The sequence below is a fragment of the Paenibacillus sp. 1-18 genome (assembly GCF_000520755.1).
Taxonomy (GTDB): Bacteria; Bacillota; Bacilli; order Paenibacillales; family Paenibacillaceae; genus Paenibacillus; species Paenibacillus brasilensis.
In genome coordinates this window covers 30,187-50,636 of sequence record NZ_ASSB01000084.1, presented here as the reverse complement: position 1 = coordinate 50,636, position 20,450 = coordinate 30,187, and the positions used below count along the sequence as shown (strand labels likewise).

General features: G+C 45.0%; 18 protein-coding genes and 2 pseudogenes. 12 read left to right on the top strand and 8 right to left on the bottom strand.

The window, feature by feature from the left end:
* Nucleotides 1–8: 8 nt before the first annotated feature.
* Together L693_RS0106005 and L693_RS0106000 are read left to right on the top strand one after the other, a co-directional pair.
* Nucleotides 9–770: an ABC transporter ATP-binding protein gene (locus L693_RS0106005; protein WP_025716495.1), complete on the top strand. Its 762-nt coding sequence runs from the start codon at nucleotides 9–11 to the stop codon at nucleotides 768–770.
* Nucleotides 760–2,700 carry an ABC transporter permease gene (locus tag L693_RS0106000; protein ID WP_025716494.1) on the top strand — a complete coding sequence of 647 codons (1,941 nt, stop codon included), beginning with the start codon at nucleotides 760–762 and terminating at the stop codon, nucleotides 2,698–2,700. Before L693_RS0106005 ends, L693_RS0106000 begins: the two co-directional genes overlap by 11 nt.
* Before the next feature lie 206 nt (nucleotides 2,701–2,906).
* Here L693_RS0106000 and L693_RS0105995 read toward each other — a convergent pair whose 3' ends face one another.
* Nucleotides 2,907–3,866 (bottom strand): radical SAM protein, encoded by a 960-nt coding sequence (locus tag L693_RS0105995; protein ID WP_025716493.1) that lies wholly within the window; start codon nucleotides 3,864–3,866, stop codon nucleotides 2,907–2,909.
* Between the two features lie 227 nt (nucleotides 3,867–4,093).
* Here L693_RS0105995 and L693_RS0105990 point away from each other — a divergent pair, with 227 nt between their 5' ends.
* From L693_RS0105990 to L693_RS0105970, 5 genes are all read left to right on the top strand, one after another.
* Nucleotides 4,094–4,540, top strand: a complete 447-nt coding sequence (locus L693_RS0105990; RefSeq protein ID WP_025716492.1) for a MarR family winged helix-turn-helix transcriptional regulator — start codon at nucleotides 4,094–4,096, stop codon at nucleotides 4,538–4,540.
* Nucleotides 4,541–4,607: 67 nt separating this feature from the next.
* Nucleotides 4,608–5,423, top strand: coding sequence for an NAD(P)H-binding protein (locus L693_RS0105985; protein ID WP_025716491.1), 816 nt, complete (start codon nucleotides 4,608–4,610; stop codon nucleotides 5,421–5,423).
* Between the two features lie 99 nt (nucleotides 5,424–5,522).
* Complete coding sequence (locus L693_RS0105980) at nucleotides 5,523–5,999, top strand: DsrE/DsrF/DrsH-like family protein (protein ID WP_025716490.1); 477 nt, start codon at nucleotides 5,523–5,525, stop codon at nucleotides 5,997–5,999.
* A 134-nt stretch (nucleotides 6,000–6,133) separates the two neighbouring features.
* Nucleotides 6,134–7,642 carry an aminotransferase class V-fold PLP-dependent enzyme gene (locus L693_RS0105975; protein ID WP_025716489.1) on the top strand — a complete coding sequence of 503 codons (1,509 nt, stop codon included), beginning with the start codon at nucleotides 6,134–6,136 and terminating at the stop codon, nucleotides 7,640–7,642.
* An 81-nt stretch (nucleotides 7,643–7,723) separates the two neighbouring features.
* Complete coding sequence (locus L693_RS0105970; RefSeq protein ID WP_025716488.1) at nucleotides 7,724–8,239, top strand: DUF1036 domain-containing protein; 516 nt, start codon at nucleotides 7,724–7,726, stop codon at nucleotides 8,237–8,239.
* 168 nt (nucleotides 8,240–8,407) lie between these two features.
* On the opposite strand, the gene L693_RS0105965 is transcribed toward L693_RS0105970, so the two are convergent.
* Together L693_RS0105965 and L693_RS0105960 are read right to left on the bottom strand one after the other, a co-directional pair.
* Complete coding sequence (locus L693_RS0105965; protein WP_025716487.1) at nucleotides 8,408–8,860, bottom strand: VOC family protein; 453 nt, start codon at nucleotides 8,858–8,860, stop codon at nucleotides 8,408–8,410.
* A 147-nt stretch (nucleotides 8,861–9,007) separates the two neighbouring features.
* On the bottom strand, nucleotides 9,008–10,060 hold the full coding sequence (locus L693_RS0105960; RefSeq protein WP_025716486.1) for an LLM class flavin-dependent oxidoreductase: 1,053 nt from the start codon (nucleotides 10,058–10,060) through the stop codon (nucleotides 9,008–9,010).
* A 241-nt stretch (nucleotides 10,061–10,301) separates the two neighbouring features.
* Here L693_RS0105960 and L693_RS0105955 point away from each other — a divergent pair, with 241 nt between their 5' ends.
* The gene (locus L693_RS0105955) at nucleotides 10,302–11,057 is read left to right on the top strand and encodes an AIM24 family protein (protein ID WP_025716485.1); all 756 of its coding nucleotides are present in this window, start codon (nucleotides 10,302–10,304) and stop codon (nucleotides 11,055–11,057) included.
* Between the two features lie 11 nt (nucleotides 11,058–11,068).
* On the opposite strand, the gene L693_RS0105950 is transcribed toward L693_RS0105955, so the two are convergent.
* Together L693_RS0105950 and L693_RS0105945 are read right to left on the bottom strand one after the other, a co-directional pair.
* Nucleotides 11,069–11,410 carry a zinc ribbon domain-containing protein YjdM gene (locus L693_RS0105950; RefSeq protein WP_025716484.1) on the bottom strand — a complete coding sequence of 114 codons (342 nt, stop codon included), beginning with the start codon at nucleotides 11,408–11,410 and terminating at the stop codon, nucleotides 11,069–11,071.
* 251 nt (nucleotides 11,411–11,661) lie between these two features.
* Nucleotides 11,662–12,528 (bottom strand): SDR family oxidoreductase, encoded by an 867-nt coding sequence (locus tag L693_RS0105945; protein WP_025716483.1) that lies wholly within the window; start codon nucleotides 12,526–12,528, stop codon nucleotides 11,662–11,664.
* A gap of 241 nt (nucleotides 12,529–12,769) precedes the next feature.
* Between L693_RS0105945 and L693_RS0105940 the strand changes: the two genes are divergently transcribed.
* A complete protein-coding gene (locus tag L693_RS0105940) occupies nucleotides 12,770–13,657 on the top strand; it encodes a phosphatidate cytidylyltransferase (RefSeq protein ID WP_025716482.1) in 888 nt (295 codons plus the stop codon).
* Nucleotides 13,658–13,755: 98 nt separating this feature from the next.
* On the opposite strand, the gene pdxR is transcribed toward L693_RS0105940, so the two are convergent.
* Complete coding sequence (gene pdxR / locus L693_RS0105935; protein ID WP_025716481.1) at nucleotides 13,756–15,135, bottom strand: MocR-like pyridoxine biosynthesis transcription factor PdxR; 1,380 nt, start codon at nucleotides 15,133–15,135, stop codon at nucleotides 13,756–13,758.
* A gap of 110 nt (nucleotides 15,136–15,245) precedes the next feature.
* Here pdxR and L693_RS0105930 point away from each other — a divergent pair, with 110 nt between their 5' ends.
* A complete protein-coding gene (locus L693_RS0105930; protein ID WP_025716480.1) occupies nucleotides 15,246–16,148 on the top strand; it encodes a DMT family transporter in 903 nt (300 codons plus the stop codon).
* Nucleotides 16,149–16,387: 239 nt separating this feature from the next.
* Here the strand turns inward: L693_RS0105930 and L693_RS0105925 are convergent.
* Nucleotides 16,388–17,860, bottom strand: a pseudogene (locus tag L693_RS0105925) (fructose-specific PTS transporter subunit EIIC); the annotation flags it as partial.
* A 512-nt stretch (nucleotides 17,861–18,372) separates the two neighbouring features.
* Between L693_RS0105925 and L693_RS0105920 the strand changes: the two are divergent.
* The gene (locus L693_RS0105920; RefSeq protein ID WP_231503544.1) at nucleotides 18,373–19,401 is read left to right on the top strand and encodes an RDD family protein; all 1,029 of its coding nucleotides are present in this window, start codon (nucleotides 18,373–18,375) and stop codon (nucleotides 19,399–19,401) included.
* A gap of 285 nt (nucleotides 19,402–19,686) precedes the next feature.
* A pseudogene (locus L693_RS32315) lies at nucleotides 19,687–19,836 on the top strand (sugar diacid utilization regulator); the annotation flags it as partial.
* Nucleotides 19,837–19,987: 151 nt separating this feature from the next.
* Here the strand turns inward: L693_RS32315 and L693_RS0105915 are convergent.
* Nucleotides 19,988–20,272: an alpha/beta-type small acid-soluble spore protein gene (locus tag L693_RS0105915; RefSeq protein WP_025716477.1), complete on the bottom strand. Its 285-nt coding sequence runs from the start codon at nucleotides 20,270–20,272 to the stop codon at nucleotides 19,988–19,990.
* Between the last annotated feature and the right edge of the window lie 178 nt (nucleotides 20,273–20,450).

The window sequence follows — 20,450 nt, the reverse complement described above, 5'->3', positions numbered from 1 at the left end:
GCGTCAAAGTGAACATATTGGAAGCCCATAAAATTCATAAAAGCTACGGCAATAAGTTAAATATGCAAGAGGTATTAAAGGGAATTGATATCCTGATTGAAGAAGGCGAATTTGTCAGTATTATGGGGGCCTCTGGTTCGGGAAAAACTACACTGTTGAATGTCCTGTCCTCCATTGACCAGGTGAGCCAAGGGTCCATTAAAATCAATGACATCGAAATGACGAAAATGAAGGAAAAGCAACTGGCTGAATTCCGCAAAAAGCATTTAGGTTTTATTTTTCAGGAGTATAACCTGCTGGATACGCTAACCGTGAAGGAAAACATCCTTCTCCCCTTATCCATCACCAGAACACCAAAAAACGAAGCCAACCGAAGATTTCAGGAGGTGGCTACAGAGCTGGGGATTTATGAGCTAAAAGATAAGTATCCCAATGAAATCTCGGGCGGACAAAAGCAACGGACATCTGCGGCTAGAGCGTTTATTCATGAGCCTAGTATTATTTTTGCCGATGAGCCTACAGGTGCGCTGGATTCCAAATCGGCTTCAGATTTATTAAACAAGCTGGGCCATTTAAACCAGAAGCGCAAGGCAACCATTATTATGGTCACGCATGATCCTGTCGCTGCCAGCCATTGCAGTCGGGTCATTTTTATTAAGGATGGACAAATGTATACGCAGCTTCATAAAGGTGGGCAGGAAAGACAGAGCTTCTTTCAGGATATCATGAAAACCCAAGCGGTCTTAGGCGGGGTCCAATATGAACATTAATCAACTTATCCTAAAGAATTTGAAAAAAAACCTGAAAAATTATTACCTGTATGTCTTTGCTCTCATTTTCAGTGTTGCCCTCTATTTCGCTTTTGTCACATTACAATACGATCCCTCTATGGACGAAGTGAAGGGCTCTGTTAAAGGTGCAGCTTCCATACGTGCAGCCTCCGTCCTGCTGGTCGCCATTGTCTGCATTTTCCTTTTATATGCCAATAATATTTTTATCAAAAGGCGCAGCAAAGAAATTGGCCTGTTTCAATTAATCGGAATGACCAAAAATAAAATCTTTCGCATCCTGAGTGCTGAGAATTTAATTTTATACTTCAGTTCCCTATTTATCGGTATAGTGGTTGGATTCTCCTTTTCCAAATTAGTGATCATGATCTTATTTAAGACGACGGGCGTCGAGGCCATTGCCACTCTATATTTCTCTAACCAGGCATTGACTCAAACACTCATCGTTTTTGTTGTTATCTATCTGCTGATCATGCTCATGAATTATTCTTTTATCAAAAGACAAAGTATTTTGTCTTTGTTCCGAGTGACCTCAACCACCGAAGGGAAAATCAAGAAAATAACGATCTTTGAGATAATTATCGGAATCGTTGGCGTCTCACTCATCGTTTTAGGTTACTATGTTTCCTCCAAATTGTTCGGTGGAGACTTTACATCCATGAATGAATTATTTATGGCTATGGTATTTATTCTAGGCTCTGTCATCATCGGAACACTTCTTTTTTATAAAGGGTCCATCCGCTTTATTTCCAATATCATCAGAAAAAGCAAAGGCGGCTATTTAAACATCAATGAGGTGCTGTCTCTCTCATCCATTATGTTCCGCATGAAATCCAATGCTTTGTTGTTGACCATTATTACAACAGTATCGGCACTTGCTATCGGCTTATTATCCTTAAGCTATATCGCCTATTATTCTGCGGATAAAGCAGCTGAGAATAATGTGCCTTCCCATTTTGCGATGACGAATATACCAGATGCGGAGAAATTCAAAACATTACTTCATGAGCATGATATAAAGTATCGTGAAAAGAAAATTGAAGTTATTCAAGTCAGTGTGAAAACAGCGCAAATTATGGAGACTCCTCTGGAAGGATTAAATGTTGGTACGGATTCCATGACGCTGCCTGTCATAAGCGATCAATCTGTGGAGGGTACAGATGTATCTCCAGGTCAAACGATTTTAACGGGCTATAATGATCTGTTACAGAAGTTTATGTCCTTGAAAGACTTTGGACCATTGGATTTGAAGGGAAAAACGGAAGTCATACATCAACAATATTTGGGTCTAAAAAAGGATTATGTAATTCCGTACTATTTTACAGCCGGGGGACTACCCACTGTCATTGTAGACGAAACCATCTTTGAGCAGTTAAAGAAAGATAAAAATCCTGAGATTCAAAAGAAATCATCCTTATATATTGGGATTGATATGATAAATCCAGAGCAGATTGAAGAAGCTGATCGCCTCTTTGCAGCTGCAAATTTTAATGATCAACAATCATCACGCCTTGAAATGAGCGGCAATCAGAAGAGAAATATGGGAGTGATCATGTTTATTGTTGGCTTTTTAGGACTGACCTTTCTTATTACATCAGGCTGCATCCTTTATTTTAAGCAAATGGATGAAAGCGAAGACGAAAAAGCCAATTATACCGTGTTGAGAAAGTTAGGGTTCACCCAGAGTGACCTGCTTAGAGGCATTAAAATAAAACAACTCTTTAACTTCGGTATTCCATTGGTGATTGGCCTATCACACAGCTATTTTGCCGTCCAATCCGGCTGGTTCTTGTTTGGAACAGAAATTTGGATGCCTATGATCATCGTTATGGTACTATACACCGCCTTATATTCCATTTTTGGGGTGCTATCCATTCTGTATTATAAAAAGGTCATTAAATCTGCATTATAATCGGCAAAAGTCAAAAAAGTCCCAGGCGAAGGCACTGGGGCTAGCCCTGCTCTTTAGCAACAGCCGCTTTTAAGGGCGGTCGGCTGTGGTTTAGATCTGAGAAGATAGACCGTTTACCTTGTCCGAGGGCGGTCTATTTCTTTTTGTTTTGGTTCAATGCAATAACAATTGTGACGATTAATCCGATTACTTACATCTTTCCTCTCTCAGAGCCCATTCGGGAAAAGCGCATCATAAGCAGGACAAGGCAGCTTGTCGAGAAACTCCTGAAGCGGCTTCGGTTTATGGGTGTAAATATCTTTTAAGGACGTTCCATTATAAATATTGCCGATAACCACAGGATGGCATAGCTCACAGACCAGAATATCACCGTTTCCATGAAGATGAAGCTGCTTTTTACCATCAACACAGTTGGAAAAATAAACGCCCGGCTGCTCCTTGAAGCCCAGCGCTTCTGCAAAACGGTCCATGCAGGTAAAATACAGCACGGTATCGTCCTTTTTATGGGCAATCAGATCATGAACGGAACGGACGAGTGCTTCTTTGGTGGAAATAGCGCTCCAGTTCGTATGATCCATCACGATGCTGTTTTGGATTTCATGGATGCGCACACCGAGTTCATATACCATTTCGCTAATGGCCTGCATATTGTTCTGTGTTTCCTCAAACAGCAAAGTCTCCAGCACTGTTTCCAGCTTGGCCTCTGTACATAACCGAATGTTCTGCACAATTTTATCATACATGCGAGGCTGAACATGATAATAGGCGGAATATTTTTCGGCGTCTGTGAAGTTAAAGGAGATATGAATGTTGGACAGACCTGCATCACGCAGTCTCTCAATTCGTTCAGGGCTAAGCAGGCTGGCATTGGTATTGAGCTGGGTAGCGATTCCCTTGCTCGAACAGTGAGCCACAATGTCCAGACAGTCCTCATACTTTAAGGTCACTTCCCCCCCGGACAGTCGTACACGTTTTAACGTTGGAATGTCATCAATTATACCAATGACCTCCTTGCTGCTGATGCATTGCCCGTCGTTTCGCTGATACGCGCAGCAATAATCACACTTGAAGTTGCAATTGGAGGTGACCCCGACTTCCAATCCCTCCAGCTCGTAGATGCCCGGCTTTTCCAGTTCAAGTGCTTTATATTTGTTCTCTATACTCACTTTCTCATGATCCTCCCGATCTCAGGCTTGTGTCTTGAATTCCCTTGAGATTATACAGAATGGGAGTAGCTTAGAGATATGACATTGGTAACTGTGCGGTCCAATCAGGTCAAACAACGGGTAGCGACCTTGGAATGCGCTTAATATAAAGTTTATTTTGACAAGTACTTCGAACTTTAGTAAATTGAAATTAGTTAAGTGCTTAACTATGACATGGTGGTGATCTTATAAAAGACCTTCAGGATTACGTACTTGATTTGCCTTTGCATTCTCTGGTTTTCTTTTCACTGGTGGAAACGACTGCCGGATTAGTTGATGTCTCAGAAAAATACTGGCATTCCAAAGGAACCAATGGAGCCAGAATTCGAATTTTGGTTGAAATCATGAAGGAAGGAGGCACAATTCTTCCATCTGTGCTCGCCCAAAGAATCGGCGTCACCAAATCGAATATTAGCCTGTTGCTTAGCCCGCTGGAAAAGGAAGGATTCATTCACCGGGAAAGTCATCCCAAGGACGGGAGAAAATGGGTCATTTCTATAACAAACGAAGGACAAAGCCTCCTGCTGCGTAATTTACCCGAAAACCGGCAGAGGATTACGGAAAAAATGCAAGTGTTGAATGATCAGGAATTGAAGCAGCTCCTTTCCCTGCTCAACAAATTAAAGAGAACGTAGTACAGTTCTTTTACGAAATTGGTTAAGTCATTAACTAAATTTTTGTTTGTATAAAGGATGGTATTCAATGTCGATTGTTATTACGGGAGCAAATGGTAAATTGGGAAGCTTAATCATACAGCAACTCCTTCAAAAGGTCTCCCCTCATGAAATTATCGCTTGTGTTCGCCACCTTGAGACCGGAAAACACTATGTGGAACAGGGGATTACAGTCCGATTGGGTGACTACGATCAACCCGATTCACTTGAGCAAACATTTGCGGGAGCTACCCAACTGCTGTTGATTTCAAGTTCACATCTCGACGACACGGTTCGTATCCGTCAACACGCCCATATCATAGAAGCGGCCAAAAAATGTAAGGTGGAGCACATTCTATATACCAGCTTTGCCTTTCCTGAAGCCGGCTCTGCTCCCCTCTCCTATCTGCATTTGGCTACAGAGCATGCCATTCGTACTACCGGGATTCCTTATACTTTTCTACGGAATGCATTGTATACTGATTTTGTCGAAAAACTCGATCTAAACACCGCCATAGCGCAGGGCGAACTCGATATCTACCCTGGTGAATGGAAGTTTAACACCGTTACACGTTGGGATCTCGCCAGAGGAATCGCGGCAGTGCTGTCCGAGCCTGGTCGCCATAAGAACAAGAAATATGAACTCACTGCCTCCAGTCCCTGGACTTTTACAAATTTGGCAGCAGCTTTGACCGAGTTTACAGGCAGATCCGTCTCCTTACGTCAGGACCCCCAAATCAAAAATTGGATATTCGGGTTCTTGAGCAAAATAGATACGCGCTCCGCCTCAAATGACTTGGAACAGTTAATCGGTGGACCGCTCACTTCACTGAAAGAAAGCATCCGGCCCTTTATCTCCATATGAGAAAGCAACGCTACAATTGTGAACGATATGTGAACTGGGCATAGTTTTCATTTCCAAATCCATACTGAATATATCTGTTGGTAATGGAGGCGGAAGATTGTGGACAAAAGGATGAATCTGCTCATGTTTAGCGGCGATTATGATAAGGCGATGGCTGGACTGATTCTGGCAAATACAGCTCGGGAGCTGGATGTAGAGGTTACCATGTTTTTTGCGTTCTGGGGGTTATTTCTTGTTCGTGATCCCGAGAAAATGACGCTTGAGGACAAAACGATATACGAAAAAATCATGGGCTGGATGACTCCGAAAGGACCCGAGGAGCTTCCATTATCCAAAATGAATTTTAGCGGTCTGGGCAAGCTGATGCTGACGGAAATGATCGAAGATAATGAAGCCCCGAAGCTGATTCACTTTTTGAAGGGGGCACGGAAAAAGAACGTTAAATTTTATGCCTGTAAGCTATCGGTGGATATTATGGGTTTTAAACCGGAAGAATTTATACCTGAACTGGAGATTATCGAGGCCAAAACATATCTAAAGGATGCGCTCGAATCCGATATGCAGCTGTTTATCTGAGATACATTCATGCCTTGTCCACCTATGGACGAGGCTTTTATTTTTGACTAAATGATGACACTCGCCTATTTCTTTTAACCTATTCAGGCCTACCTACGTACCCTGAGAAGATAGAACGACTTGGGAGGCGCCTTATGCTCATGGCTCGAATTGGAAGCAATAATTGTAGGTATCAGCCTTCTAACGAGGCTTATTTCCAGAGGTATCGTGAAAATACAATCGGATATTACCAGACCTTTGAATCTCCATATGGACAAAAAAAGCTGATTTATGCCGATTGGGCAGCCAGCGGCCGTCTGTATGGACCCATCGAGTCGAAAATAGCTAATGATGTGGGCCCTTTTGTGGCGAATACTCATACGGAGTCTAATTTGACAGGCACCCTGATGACCCAAGCCTATGAAGAAGCGAAACGAATTATTAAGAACCACGTTCATGCCAGCGAACACGATATCATTATGTTTGCCGGGGCCGGTATGACCGGTGCGGTGAATAAACTTCAACGGCTGCTAGGATTGAAAATACATGAGAAATTAAAGCATCACTATCCAATCGCTGAAAAAGAACGTCCCGTTATTTTTGTTACGCATATGGAGCATCACTCCAATCATATCTCCTGGGCGGAAACCATCGGGGACGTCGTATGCATCCCGCCGGGACCCGGCGGGATCGTCGATCCAGCTTATCTTGAACGGCTGCTGCTTCAATTCGGGCATCGGCCTGTCAAGATTGGCGCCTTTACAGCCTGCTCCAATGTTACAGGTTTTGAACCACCTATTTACCAGCTATCCCGCAAAATGCATGAGCATGGCGGCGTTTGTTTTATAGATTTCTCTGCAAGCGCCCCTTACACCGAGATCAACATGCATCCCCTGGAACCCCTTGAGAAGCTGGACGGAATTGTATTTTCACCGCACAAATTTCTTGGTGGTCCCGGTACAAGCGGCGTTTTAATTATGGATTCGAGACTATGCTTTAATTATGCGCCGGATCAGCCCGGAGGCGGTACGGTAAGCTGGACCAACCCTTGGGGTGGCTATGAGTATAAAGATAATATCGAAGCACGCGAGGACGGAGGAACCCCTCCTTTTCTTCAGGCCATTCGAACGGCGCTCTGCATTCAGCTCAAGGAACAAATGGGGCTCAACCGTATATTGGAGCGCAAAAAGGAACTAACCTCATTATTGCTAAAAGGCTTGAGCACCATACCAGGCCTGCATATTTTGGGTGGAAGCAGCCAAGATCGCCTGGGAATCGTTTCTTTCGTTGTCGAAAATATTCACTATAACCTGATTGCAACATTACTGAATGATCGGTTTGGAATTCAGGTCCGGGGCGGCTGCTCTTGTGCAGGAACCTACGGACACTATTTGCTGGGTATTGATCAACAAACCTCTAATCAAATGACAAACCTAATCCATGCGGGAGATTTATCGCAAAAACCGGGCTGGGTGCGCCTGTCCCTCCATCCCATGATGACGAATCAGGAAGTCTCCTATCTCACATCCTCCATACGAGCAATTCTAGAAAACATCATGACCTGGCAAAAAGACTATACCTATCAACCAGGCACGAACGAATGGCAATCTATGAATCCATCTAAAAAAATAGACATCCACAAATGGTTCAATTTTAGCGATTAAGAGACTCCTGTCCGTTTCCTTCTTTCAAAATTCTCATAGCATACACTGTAAGATTACTATATGAGGAAAGAAGTGACGACAATGGGGCTTAATTTTCGCAACAGCACTAATGCAGCTATCTTTGTAGTCTATGCCTACCCGGACTTCAGCTGTAGTCCTGTTAACTACTCTAAAGCAGGCTGGTTCCGTGTTAACCCAGGTCAGACCATTCAGGTGTGGAGCGGCTTCGCAGGCGGTAACACGTTCTTCTATTATGGGGAGGATAATTTTGGACGCGAATGGCGGGGCTCATACTTCACTCAAGTTCCCGAGAATGCCTTCAATTGGTGCTGGGATACAGGCTGTACCACCTGTAGAAGCGTGGGGCTGCGGAGAATTACAGTTGGCCCGTTCGTCTTGAACTACACCATCAACTTTATAACGAGCAGTAGTCAAAGACAACCTGCATCATCCACTCTCCGCATGACACTGCCTTCAAAAGCAACACAAGAAAAAAACATTTTACGCAGAGTACCTGCAACACCCAAGAGACTAAAACAAGGAAAAGCTTTATTGCAGAAACGTATCGCGCATAAAAAACGGACTAAAAACAGATAATTGGATTATCATGGAATTAGACTATATGGTATTTGAATATAAAAAGGAGCGGTCTAATCACCAGGGGGCTGCTCCTTTCTCTCTTCCCTTTAAAAATAGGCTATGTTAAATCCTGATGTTGATCTTCTAGTAATGTATATTTCAGTTAAGTCTTCTTTTAAACGTTACTTATTTATTACCGAGTTGTTCCGCCAAACCGATTAGAAGTCCTTCATTTCCACGAATGTAGCAGAGCCGATACGAGTCCTCGTACTGAACCACTTCGCCAACGAGCTGAGCACCATACTTAGTGAGTCTGGATACCATTTCGTCAATGTCTTCAACGGTGAACATGACGCGTAGATAACCGAGGGCATTTACAGGAGCAGCTCGGTGATCTGATATAGTAGGTGGGGTGAGAAATCGCGAAAGTTCAAGTCGGCTGTGGCCATCTGGGGTAACCATCATAGCAATCTCTACACACTGTGAACCCAGCCCGGTTACGCGACCAGCCCATTCACCTTCGACAGTAGCTCGCCCTTCGAGCTTCAAGCCAATCTCCTCGAAGAAAGCGATTGCATCATCAAGGGATTCTACAACGATGCCAACATTGTCCATTCTTAGTAATTTGCTTTTTGTCATAGTTTTATCTCCTTACGTGTACAAATTTTGGTTTTTGCAATGCGGGTAAACGAGTCCCCCTTTATGCTTCTGCTTCACCCTATGAACATTAGTTCGTATATATCAAATATCAACAACAAAGTTTAACATAGCCTAAAAATAAATTACTTATTTACTCTCGGATTCCCACTTGGATATCTCCTCGCGCACCTGTGGCGCTACCTCTGTTCCCAGCAGCTCAATAGCTCTCATGACATCTTCATGCGGCATCGTGCCGACAGGCACGTGGAGCAGAAAACGTGTAATGCCTACCTGTTTACGCAGGTGGATGATTTTCTTGGCAACTGTATCGGGATCGCCTACATACAGCGCTCCTTCAAAGCTGCGTGCGGCATCGAAGCTGGAACGGGTGTAAGGCCCCCAACCACGCTCACGCCCAAGGACGTTCATGCTTTGCTGAGTGGAAGGGAAAAATTTTTCCGCTGCAAGCTCGGTGCTTTCCGCAATAAAACCATGCGAGTGGGATGCAACCGGAAGCAGCGATGCGTCATGACCTGCGTGCTTAGCTGCCTTTTTGTACAACTCCACCAACGGCGCAAATTGCTCAGGACTACCTCCAATAATAGCCAGCACCAACGGCAATCCGAGCAATCCGGCACGGACTACAGATTCCTGGTTGCCCCCGCTACCAATCCATACGGGCAACGGATTTTGGACCGGACGTGGGTACACGCCCAAATGGTTGATTGCAGGCCGATGTCCGCCTTTCCAGGTCACTTTTTCGGATTCGCGTATTTTCAATAACAGTTCCAGCTTTTCATCAAACAACTCATCATAGTTATCCAAGTCATATCCAAACAGCGGAAACGATTCAATAAAAGAACCCCGCCCTGCCATAATCTCAGCCCGTCCATTCGAGATGCCATCCAGTGTAGCAAAATCCTGAAATACCCGCACTGGATCATCCGATGATAGCACCGTGACCGCACTGGTTAGCCGAATTCGCTGTGTCTGTGCTGCCGCCGCAGCCAGTATAACAGCCGGAGCAGATGCCGCATAATCTTTTCGATGATGCTCCCCTACGCCGTACACATCCAGCCCTACCCGATCTGCAAGCACAATCTCCTCGACAACTTCACGTATTCGTTGTGCGTGGCTGATGACCTCACCCGTTTGGGGGTCCGGTGTTGTTTCCACAAACGTGCTTATCCCTATCTCCATTGGTCCTACCTCCTATTGTCATGTCTTGCTCTTATTCAGCGGCTTGCAAAGCAAACCATTTTAAAAGTGGATATCTTTATATTGAACTTTTTTCGTTTCTTTTTCAAGCTTTCCTTTTCTGGGTCTGGTTTCAGTCAGGAGAGCGTCCATATTCGCCGCAGGAAAAGAATTCTCTTTGTCGAATATTTTAAGAGGATTCCCATCTCTACAACATGAATACAACAAGGAGGCGCATACATTTATGGCTTTTGTCATTAATAACCTAAAGGATAACAGCAATGTTGTCATCACTGACCAACTCGGTGGATTTACGGTACTGGAATACATAACAGATTTGAGCTGCACCTCGGTTGCAGCTGCGAAAGACAGTTACTATATGAGTAAAAGTAACATGCGCCGCAAACAGCTTATGATCGAAATCAACAATAGCGAAGTTATGATGAAGGCGGGAGCCATGCAATATACTGTGGGGAGCATGGAAATGACTACCGGCATAAAAAGCGTAGGAGGCTTAATGCGTAACTTGGTATCCGGTGCTGTGACGGGGACAGGTGCCATTAAACCCCACTACAAAGGCACAGGAACCATTATGCTGGAGCCTACTTATCAATATATCTGGCTTATAGATGTCGATAATGATGACATTGCCATCGAAGACGGCTTGTTTTTAGCTTGTGATACTACGCTGAACATATCCGTCGTTGCGCGTAGTAATCTTTCCTCTGCCGCATTAGGTGGAGAGGGATTATTTAACCTAAGCGCCCGGGGGAAAGGAGTTCTGGCACTGCAAGCGCCGATCCCTTCCGAAGAAGCAGTCATCATAGAATTGCAAAATGATACCCTGAAGGTGGATGGCAATTTTGCTCTCATGTGGTCCAATACCTTACAGTTCACCGTCGAAAAATCTGGAAAAACCAAATTGGGCTCTGCCGCTTCCGGCGAAGGGCTGGTTAATGTATACAGAGGAACAGGGACCGTATGGCTGGCCCCCCTATAACCTCTTACATTTTAATTCTTTTTTACGAATTCTGATTTTAACTTCATCGCTCCAAAACCATCAATTTTGCAATCAATATCGTGATCACCATCCACCAGACGGATGTTCTTTACTTTGGTGCCGATTTTCAGCACGGATGAGCTGCCCTTAACCTTCAGGTCTTTAATGACAGTTACAGAGTCACCATCCTGCAGGACGTTACCATTCGCATCTCTGACGACTTTCACGTCTTCGTTGCTTACAGTTTCTGACTCGGAAGACCACTCATGAGCGCATTCCGGGCAAATAAAAAGACTGCGATCCTCATAAGTGTATTCTGAATTACATTCGGGGCAATTTGGCAAATTAGACATAATATTATGTACTCCATTCATTTTTATTCTATTACTGTGTTAGCTTTCTTATATAAACCCAAGCCTTCCTTGGAGTTCCATACAAGTATATTGGATAATCTGCTGCGATTCCACTCATGGAGGCAACTAGGTCTCTGAAAATTCCTGGGGAGTGAACATGTAACTAAAACGGATGCTGACCTTTTAAGGCAGCATCCGTTTTTTATCATAAGCAGTATCCTATGTTGAAATTGTACTCTACGGCACGTATATTATGCCTTTGCTTGCTTTATCAGCTCGCTAAGCCCTTGGCTAAGCGGCGTAAGGGGGCGTTGCAGCAGCTTCTCGAAATCGTTGCTTACAACATCCAAGGCTCCTTCGCGAATCGCTTGTTGAATCCCGACCACAATCGGGATGGCACCTTCTGGCACTCCCGCACCGAGCATAATTTCGGCATACGCAGCATCGTCCACCTGCTGTACAGGAACGTCCTTGCCCAGAACATCAGCAAGTATCGCCGCGAGCTCTTCCTGGGTAATCGGCTTGCCGGAAAGCTCGTATATTGTATTCTCATGTCCTTCGCCAGACAAAACGGTGGCAGCCGCTTGTGCATAGTCGGCACGGGTGGCCCACCCTACTTTACCGGACCCTGCCGAGGTTAGCCAAGGAGCCCCCGCGAGTACGGATTGGATCGTGCCTGTTTCATTCTCAAGATACCAATTATTACGCAAGAAGGAATAAGGGATACCGGACTCCCGAATAAACTCTTCCGTTATACGATATACGGGTGCTAGGAACAGAGTGCTGTCAGCGGCATTGGCAGCGCTGGTATAAGCGATGAAGCCTACTCCCGCACGTACAGCAGCATCAACAGCAGCCTTATGCTGGCGGATTCTGGTATAATTATCCCCGTCTGCAGATATCATCAGCAGTCGTTCTACTCCAGCAAACGCTTGATCCAGCGTTTCTGGTTTATCAAAATCTCCATGACGAACGTCAACGCCACGAGCACGTAAGCTCTCTGCTTTTTCCGGATTTCTTACGCTAACAATAAGGTCTTTTGCCGGGACAGATGCAAGCAACGTATCTACCACGATGGAACCCAGTTGCCCTGTTGCTCCTGTTAATGCGATTTTCATATGAAATCCTCCATTCAGATTTTATTTACTTTTTTACATTTGCTTTTCTACATTTACTTTTATATAGTAACTAAAAATATGATAGAAGTCTAATTTAAAGCCTAAATGTGCTTGAGCGACGTGCTATTCTCGGGATTGAGGTTCATACTCGCTCAATTTACCTTCGTAGATCAAATGGAATCGGTCACTTTGTCGAAAATCGTCTGGGGTAATGAGTGCGGGTAGCTTATTCCATATCTTTATGCCGGATCGCTGTAGGATCTCCGCTACGAATGTTTATGTTGTGATCGTCAAGACACAGCCCAACAAAGACTATGCAGCCATCGGGCTTCGGATCAAGACGTGGTGGGGTATGTTTTTTATTTTTTGCCTGGCAACTCTCTTCAATCCGATTGTTTCACTGCTTTCCTTGATGGTACTCACTTTCTTTGCGCTGAAAGAATATTTCTCCATGATCAGATCCAGAAAAGCCGACCGCAGATTGTTTCTATGGGCGTACTTGGCGATTCCTGTACAGTTTTATTGGATTTATATCGGGTGGTACGGGATGTTTATTGTCTTTATCCCTATCTATGTATTTTTGCTGCTGCCACTTCCGCGATTGATCAACAAAGGAACGGTCGGTTTTCTGCATAGTGTCAGCTCGACCCAATGGGGACTGATGCTGATGGTTTTCGGACTTAGTCACCTGGCCTATTTTCAGTTTGCTACGCCGCAATATGGGGCGAAACTTGTACTTTTTCTAGTGGTACTGACGCAGCTCAATGATGTCGCACACTACCTGGCATCACTCTATTTCGGAAAGCGGAAAATCGTCCCGACCTCCAACCCCAATTTAACTTGGGAAGGCTTTGCATTCGCTTTTCCCGTAACCATCGGGGCTTCCTATCTGATCTATCCGTACTTGACACCGTTTGACCTGAAATTTGGACTCATTTTCGGGATACTCATCAGCTTGAGCGGTTTCTTCGGCAGCTTAACGGTTTCCGTGCTGAAGCGGGATTTACTAATCGGTGATGACGAAAAGTTCGATGCTTTGAAAAAAAGCTACTTAAGCCGGGTAGATAGCTTGACCTACACCTCGCCCGTCTTTTTTCACGTGATTCGTTATTTTTTTGACTTTATGTAGCAGTTCTCATCGTTTTCCCTTTAGTTAACTGAGGTAAGTACTACTGTACTTGAAGGAGCCTTTGTCCATTAGAAAAACTAACTGCTTTTCATATCCGTTCATATATGCCGTTGCAGGGCATTCCTGATTCGGCTGATCCCTTCACGAATTTCGCTTTCATTTAGATGCCCATAGCCCATTAGCAGTCGGTTCCCTTCCAGCTGTACTGCAAAAACATTTTCGCTACAGAAACATTCAGGCAGATTCTCTGGGAGCGGAAATTGGAACTCTGCTACCAAATGTAAACCAGCTGGCCGACCACATACCCGGAATTGCCCGGTAAAATGCTGCTCCAGACTATCAAGCAGGACTTGACGCCGCTTGGCGTACACTTTTTTCATTTTATGTACATGTTGATGAAGGAGTCGCTTCCCGATATACCGACTCAGCACTATTTGCTCCAGGCTCGCCGTCTGGTAATCTGCCAGTTGCTTTAACCGGATAAAATCAGCAACATGTGACGGAGGAAGGACGATGTAGCCGATCCGCAGGGCCGGAAATAAAGTTTTGCTAAACGTACCGACGTATAGCACCCGTTCCGGGTCCAGACTCTGCAAAGAGTGGACGGGTGCTCCATCATACCGGAACTCACTGTCATAATCATCCTCGAGCAGCAGGCAACCTGTCCGGGCGGCATACTGGATGAGCTCGATCCGCCTTTGGATCGGCAGGATGCCCCCCAGCGGGAACTGGTGCGAGGGCGTCAGATATGCCAGCTTAGGGTTATTTTTTTGCGGCAGATACGCTGTTATAACGCCAGAATCATCCACAGGCATACTCCGCAGTGTTGCTCCTGTAGCCGACAGAATGCTTTTTAAGTCTTCATTGGTCGGTTCCTCTACCAAGACTTCATCCCCCGCTGACAGCAGCAGACGGGTGACAAGCTGAATGGCTTGTACTGCTCCACTAGTAACCACAATATGCTCCGGCCTGGCTTTTACTCCTCTGGTGTGAGCCAGATAGTTAGCCAGCTCCCTTCGCAGCTCGGGTTCTCCAGCAGGGTCGCCATAACCCAGTGCGAGATCGGGAGCTTCTTTGCATACGCTTTGAAGCAAGTCAGCCCATGATTTGCGCGGGAACAATTCTAACGCAGGAAGCCCCGTCCGGAAGGAGATCACTGGCACTTCATCTGGATACTGAATACTCGATGCAGACGAAGACACGGCGATAGGCGGTGTGGATACATAGCCTGGAAGAGCGGCTCCTTCGGCTACATAGGTGCCTGAACCCGGGTATGCAGAGGCTAAACCTTCTGCCAGCAGCATTTCATATGCTTCGAGAATAACATTCCGGGATACGTTTAATTGTGAAGCCAGCAACCGGGTTGAAGGGAGTTTATATCCTGCATGCAGTTCTCCAACTAAAATACGGTCCCGGATGGCCTGATACACCTGACGGAGCATCGGAACTGACGCACTTTTATCTATAGATAGCCACATACGCTGTCCTCCTCAAGCGGTACTGTTAAAAATCCCTTCAACTGGATCTACAAGGACCCCATTTCTATTGTTACAGTATATATCAATATCTGTACAAGAGGTGAACTGGAATGAACAAAGCAACCATTTTGACTTACATGGAATTAGTGATCGCAACCGTCATTGTCGGCAGCTCTGTGGTGGCCGGTAAACTGGTTGTAATGCGGCTGCCTGTTTTTTTATCGCAATCAGCCAGTCTGGCCGTTGCCCTTCTGTTCCTGGTACCTATTGTGTTAGTCAGGCACAAAAATTCTCTAAGGATCAGCAAGCGGGATGCCTTAATCCTGTTCATTCAGGCCCTGATCGGCATGTTTCTCTTCCGTGTGCTGATGCTATACGGGCTGGCCTATGCCTCTGCTTCCGAAAGCGGAATTCTGACAAGCTTGACCCCAGCTATCGTTGCACTTCTTTCGTATGTGCTGCTGAGAGAGAAGATTACGCTGCGCCACGGACTCGGGATCGCCTGTTCACTGCTCGGCGTTTTGGCCCTGCAATTACCCCACATATCGGCGCTCTGGTTGAATACTCCCCATGCAACCTCATTTATTGGCATGCTGCTTGTTTTGTCTGCCGTGTTCGGGGAAGCGGCGCTGACGGTATTACGCAAGATGCTATCCAGCCATGTCTCTTCCCTGCTTGGAACGATGTATATAACGCTCTTTTCCTTTCTCATGTTTCTGGCTTGTTCCTTTGGGGAGGCACGGCGGTTCAACTTCAATCATGTTGGTGCAGGGGAGATTGGACTCGTCTTATATTACGGTATCTTTGTTACAGCATTAGCCTACATATTATGGTTCCGGGGCGTGTCAAGGGTACCCGCCAGTACGGCAGCGGTATATACGGGGTGTATTCCGGTTAGTACGTTGCTGTTGTCCTACATCATCCTCCGGGAACCTTTTTTATTTACTCATCTGGCAGGTGCAGGGTTTGTCTTTCTTGGCATCATGCTCATTTCGCGCGGTGAACGCCGCTGACTCACGGTAGAGGACTTTCGCCAAGATTGCTACATATCCTTTTATAATGACTCTCTTGAACGTTTTATCCAAAAAGCAGGTCTTGTAAAAGACACCCTTGAACAATACGGAATGTATATGCCACTTCCTCTAATAAAATAGTAATGTGCATCTATACTCCCCCATCTGGACAAAAAAGAGGCTCCCAACTGTAACTTAGGGAGCCTCTTTTTTTTGATTCAAGTTCTTAGCTACATCCATTAATGCACCTGATCCAGCAATTGATATGCTTCTTCCTTGGTTGTAACCGCCAGAAGGGCTTCTCTGAAATGATCGTCCATCAGCTTACGGGACAACATTTGCAGCACCTTCAGATGCGCGTTTTCCTTACTATTGCGTGGCACAGCAATCATGAAGATCAGCTTCGCCTCACTTCCGTCCAAGCTTTTCCAGTCAACGCCGCTCCGCTTGATACCGAAAACCACACTTGGCTTCAAAACAGCTTCCGATTTGCCATGTGGGATGGCAATGTTCATTCCGATACCTGTGGAGCTTTCTTTCTCTCGGTCCAATATGGCCTGTTTAAAGTCATTGGCAGAGCTTACAGCCCCGGTTCTCTCAAGCGCCCCGATCATTTCATCAACCACAGCATCCTGCGTTATTCCTTCCAGATTGAGGTTAATCAGATCCATCGTTACAATATCCGTCAACTTCTCAATGTGGACAGCTTGTTCAGAAGCAGCTAACCCGTTATTGATAATGGCCGTTGAAGCCAATAGCTCTGCAGCAGAATTTCCAGCCATTTCATCTCCAGAAGCAGTCGGCTCTACAGTTGTAATATCTTTTTTCAGTAGACTCACCATGACAACCGATACGGCCGCGCCGACAATAACGGCGACGAAGAACATAACCACATTGTCAACCGCACCAAGCACGGCTAAAATCGGACCACCATGAGCTACCTTATCTCCCACATTTCCCATCATGGCGATGACTGAACCGACCATTGATCCAACCATGATACTAGGAATTACACGCAGTGGATCTTGGGCCGCGAACGGAATCGCACCTTCGGTAATACCGAAGAGACCCATCGTGAAGGTTGCTTTCCCGGCCTCGCGTTCAGCCGGTGCAAATTTACGTTTGTTGATCATCGTTGCAAGTCCCATCGAAATCGGCGGGATACAAATTGCAACGGCGATTGGACCCATAATTCCGTAATTCCCTTCCCCGATCATAGCCGAGCCAAATAAGAATGCGACTTTATTGACTGGTCCGCTCATATCAAAGGAGATCATTGCCCCTAAAATTAGCGCCAGCAGAATCGAACTTGTACCTTGCATACCTGCGAGCCAGCCTGTTAAAGCCTCAAACAATTGTGCGACTGGAGAACCGATCACAAAAACAAAGATTAATCCTACAATCAAGGATGACAATACCGGAATAATAATAATAGGCATAATCGGCTGTAACGCTCGGCCAACCTTAATCTTCCGAATCCCAAGTGCAACATAACCTGCCAGGAAACCGGCGATAATTCCGCCGATAAATCCGGCTCCCGCCTCACTTCCATAAAAGCTGCCGTTCGCAGCAATAAATCCGCCAATCATACCTGGTGCAAGCCCCGGTCTATCCGCAATGCTCATCGCGATAAATCCGGCGAGAATCGGTACCATAAAGGTAAACGAAGCCGAGCCGATATTCTGAATCACCTTCCAAAATGAGCCGTCCGGTGAATGTTTTGCTATATATTCTTCAATTACCTTCAGATCGTTGCGAATCGTCTTTTCAGAGCAGTCCGTTTGATCGGCCAGATCCTGCACTAGCCACAATCGGTTTGATTCTGTCAATAATTTGCGAAAAATCTCTGTTTGCCTTTTGTTCATTCCATTCTCCCATCTTCCAAAATAAAGGATGTTCAGGGCACCTCAGTCTATATTTATCGGTTTTAGTTGACTTTAGGTATACTCCAAGTAGTAGATTTTAAGCATGGTGGCCGCCAAATTCAAATGATGGAAAGAGGAATCACTCATGAACAGTTATTTATAAACTTTTTCTTTGTTTATAGAATGTTTTCCTAAACATGGATTGTAAAATGACCGTTAATATAAGGGGCGTGTTTTACATGATTGAATATTAAAAAGAGGTGTATTTTTTGGAAAACCAGCACATGTTACAGAATCCGCAGAAAGCATCAAGACAGATGTACATTCGCCATGGTCAAAATTATGGGGAAACAAACAGGATGGCAGAAATATCAAAAACCTACGGTTCGTCTATTTTGTTTAGGCGGTGGGGAGCAACGGTATTTGATTTCATATTCTTTGTGATCGGTTATATTTGCTTGTTTATCTCTGTCATTCAAATAACGGATAGATGGTTTTTGCCTTTGGCGATTGCAACCCGTTGTATCCTGCTTATAGCGTTTTTCTGCTATTATTTGCTTTTGGAAGGTTATACAGGCTATACGCTGGGTAAGTTCGTTTTTCGTATCAAGGTCGTTAACGGGGAAGAAAGGCCTCCTGGTTTTATTAAATCGCTAATTCGCACTTTGCTTAGATTGATTGAAACCAACCCTTTTCTAATGGGCTCGTTACCTGCTGTTATCAGCGTGTTAGTAACTGCATCAGGACAACGAATTGGTGATTTAGCCGCAGGTACATATGTTGTGAAGGTACGTGATTTAGAGGCGATTAGCAAAAAGAAAATGAAATGTTCGCTGTTAATATTTTTTATCGCAATGGTGATCTTGGGAGGCTCGGGTGTTAATGCTATTTATATATGGTTACATCATTATCAACCTCCCGAAGCTCCAGTGAGCAGGGCAGAGCAGACCTACGTAAGTAAAGATGGGCAGTTTCAAATCTCAGCCCCGCTGGACTGGTCAACAGACCCGGACAGTGAAAAAATGACGGATATTGCGATATTCAATCCATACATTCAAAAGTCCGTTGCGGTACTGTCCAATTCGAAGAAGGAATTGGGTAATGTAACTCTCCAGCACTACGCAAAGAAAATTCAAAACAACCTAACCAAAGAGTTTAACCTTTCTACTGTAGGACCTTCATCTAACACAACGATTCATGGATATCCTGCCATTGAATTTACGATTAAAGGACAGAAAGATGTGAACCATTATGTCATCCATGCAGCCATTATTGAGACCGAAAAGAGTTATCACCAGGTGCTCGGATATACGCCCGCATCTAAATATAGTCGTTTAAAGAAAGAGCTGCACGACATTACCTACAGCTTTCGCGAGGTCCGTCATTAGAGCAGCTTGGCTAGCAATAAACACGATAGACTCAAAAAGCAGGTACTCCTAAGAGCAGCCTTCTTTTTGGTATAGTCTATAATATTCCCTAGCTATATAAGCAAACGGTTTCATTCCTATGATAAAATAGGCTGACATGTAGGGCAACAAGCCTTATTATGTTGTTCAGATGCACAATACACTGAAAACTCTTTCACAAGCGTACACCATTATATCAATATGTATAGGGAGGAATCGCGAACTGCTCCAGATCTCTGAAAAACAAGCCCAAGACCTCGTAGATAATATGTAAAGTATCTCCCTGACGACCCGGCTCATGTAGCCGAGCTGTCCAAAATATTCATACAGCATCCTTCCTTTCGAATGGAGGAAGACAGCTATCTTATCCTGATCCAAAATCAGGAGTCCATAGACAAGCTACTGGAGCCACATGTGAGTAAAAACAACCATCAACGACATGGAACGTCGGCAATGGCTGTTAAGTGATTCGCTTACTTGTCGATCAGATGGGTTATCTTGAGCAATCTTGCGGTACGATGGTGAAAACATTTTACAGTTCCGAATTGAGTGGTAAAATCAGAGTGTTCTATGATTGCTCCCTGTTTGTGAGTTGCTCTTGAGCCAGACGAACCATTTCCCGAACCATGGCACCGCCAATTTTGCCGCCAATATGACCGGCTGATTCGGTATTTAGATCGCCATTGTAGCCTGGCTGGAGGGGGACTCCGAGCTCCTTAGCCACTTCGTATTTCACATCGTCAGGTTGATTCGGATCAACGACATAACCTTCACCCTTCATTACAGTTGCTTTGAAAGCCTTCATTTCGTTTTCAACCCCTGGAACTACATATCTCCTCTTTCTTCTTGTCATCAGGATGCACTCCCTTGATATCATTTCCCATAGCATGTGCGGGGTCAAAGATTTTTATTCCGGTTGCAAATCCGGATTGGACGCCGTATTTATACGCCGACTCATATAAACTATTCTGCCCGCTTTGACCTTTTCAGAACCTGCCTGATGCATAATAAAAAAGAGCAGCTTGGCCGCT

What these genes read in the sequence shown, in the direction of transcription:
- L693_RS0105930 (WP_025716480.1), top strand. Translation starts at nt 15,246, where the DNA reads ATGAACAAAGCAACCATTTTGACTTACATGGAATTAGTGATCGCAACC.
- L693_RS0105945 (WP_025716483.1), bottom strand. Translation starts at nt 12,528, where the DNA reads ATGAAAATCGCATTAACAGGAGCAACAGGGCAACTGGGTTCCATCGTG.
- L693_RS0105960 (WP_025716486.1), bottom strand. Translation starts at nt 10,060, where the DNA reads ATGGAGATAGGGATAAGCACGTTTGTGGAAACAACACCGGACCCCCAA.
- L693_RS0105940 (WP_025716482.1), top strand. Translation starts at nt 12,770, where the DNA reads ATGCCGGATCGCTGTAGGATCTCCGCTACGAATGTTTATGTTGTGATC.
- L693_RS0105975 (WP_025716489.1), top strand. Translation starts at nt 6,134, where the DNA reads ATGCTCATGGCTCGAATTGGAAGCAATAATTGTAGGTATCAGCCTTCT.
- L693_RS0105915 (WP_025716477.1), bottom strand. Translation starts at nt 20,272, where the DNA reads ATGACAAGAAGAAAGAGGAGATATGTAGTTCCAGGGGTTGAAAACGAA.
- L693_RS0105970 (WP_025716488.1), top strand. Translation starts at nt 7,724, where the DNA reads ATGGGGCTTAATTTTCGCAACAGCACTAATGCAGCTATCTTTGTAGTC.
- pdxR (WP_025716481.1), bottom strand. Translation starts at nt 15,135, where the DNA reads ATGTGGCTATCTATAGATAAAAGTGCGTCAGTTCCGATGCTCCGTCAG.
- L693_RS0105920 (WP_231503544.1), top strand. Translation starts at nt 18,373, where the DNA reads ATGGCAGAAATATCAAAAACCTACGGTTCGTCTATTTTGTTTAGGCGG.
- L693_RS0105965 (WP_025716487.1), bottom strand. Translation starts at nt 8,860, where the DNA reads ATGACAAAAAGCAAATTACTAAGAATGGACAATGTTGGCATCGTTGTA.
- L693_RS0105985 (WP_025716491.1), top strand. Translation starts at nt 4,608, where the DNA reads ATGTCGATTGTTATTACGGGAGCAAATGGTAAATTGGGAAGCTTAATC.
- L693_RS0105955 (WP_025716485.1), top strand. Translation starts at nt 10,302, where the DNA reads ATGGCTTTTGTCATTAATAACCTAAAGGATAACAGCAATGTTGTCATC.
- L693_RS0106000 (WP_025716494.1), top strand. Translation starts at nt 760, where the DNA reads ATGAACATTAATCAACTTATCCTAAAGAATTTGAAAAAAAACCTGAAA.
- L693_RS0105950 (WP_025716484.1), bottom strand. Translation starts at nt 11,410, where the DNA reads ATGTCTAATTTGCCAAATTGCCCCGAATGTAATTCAGAATACACTTAT.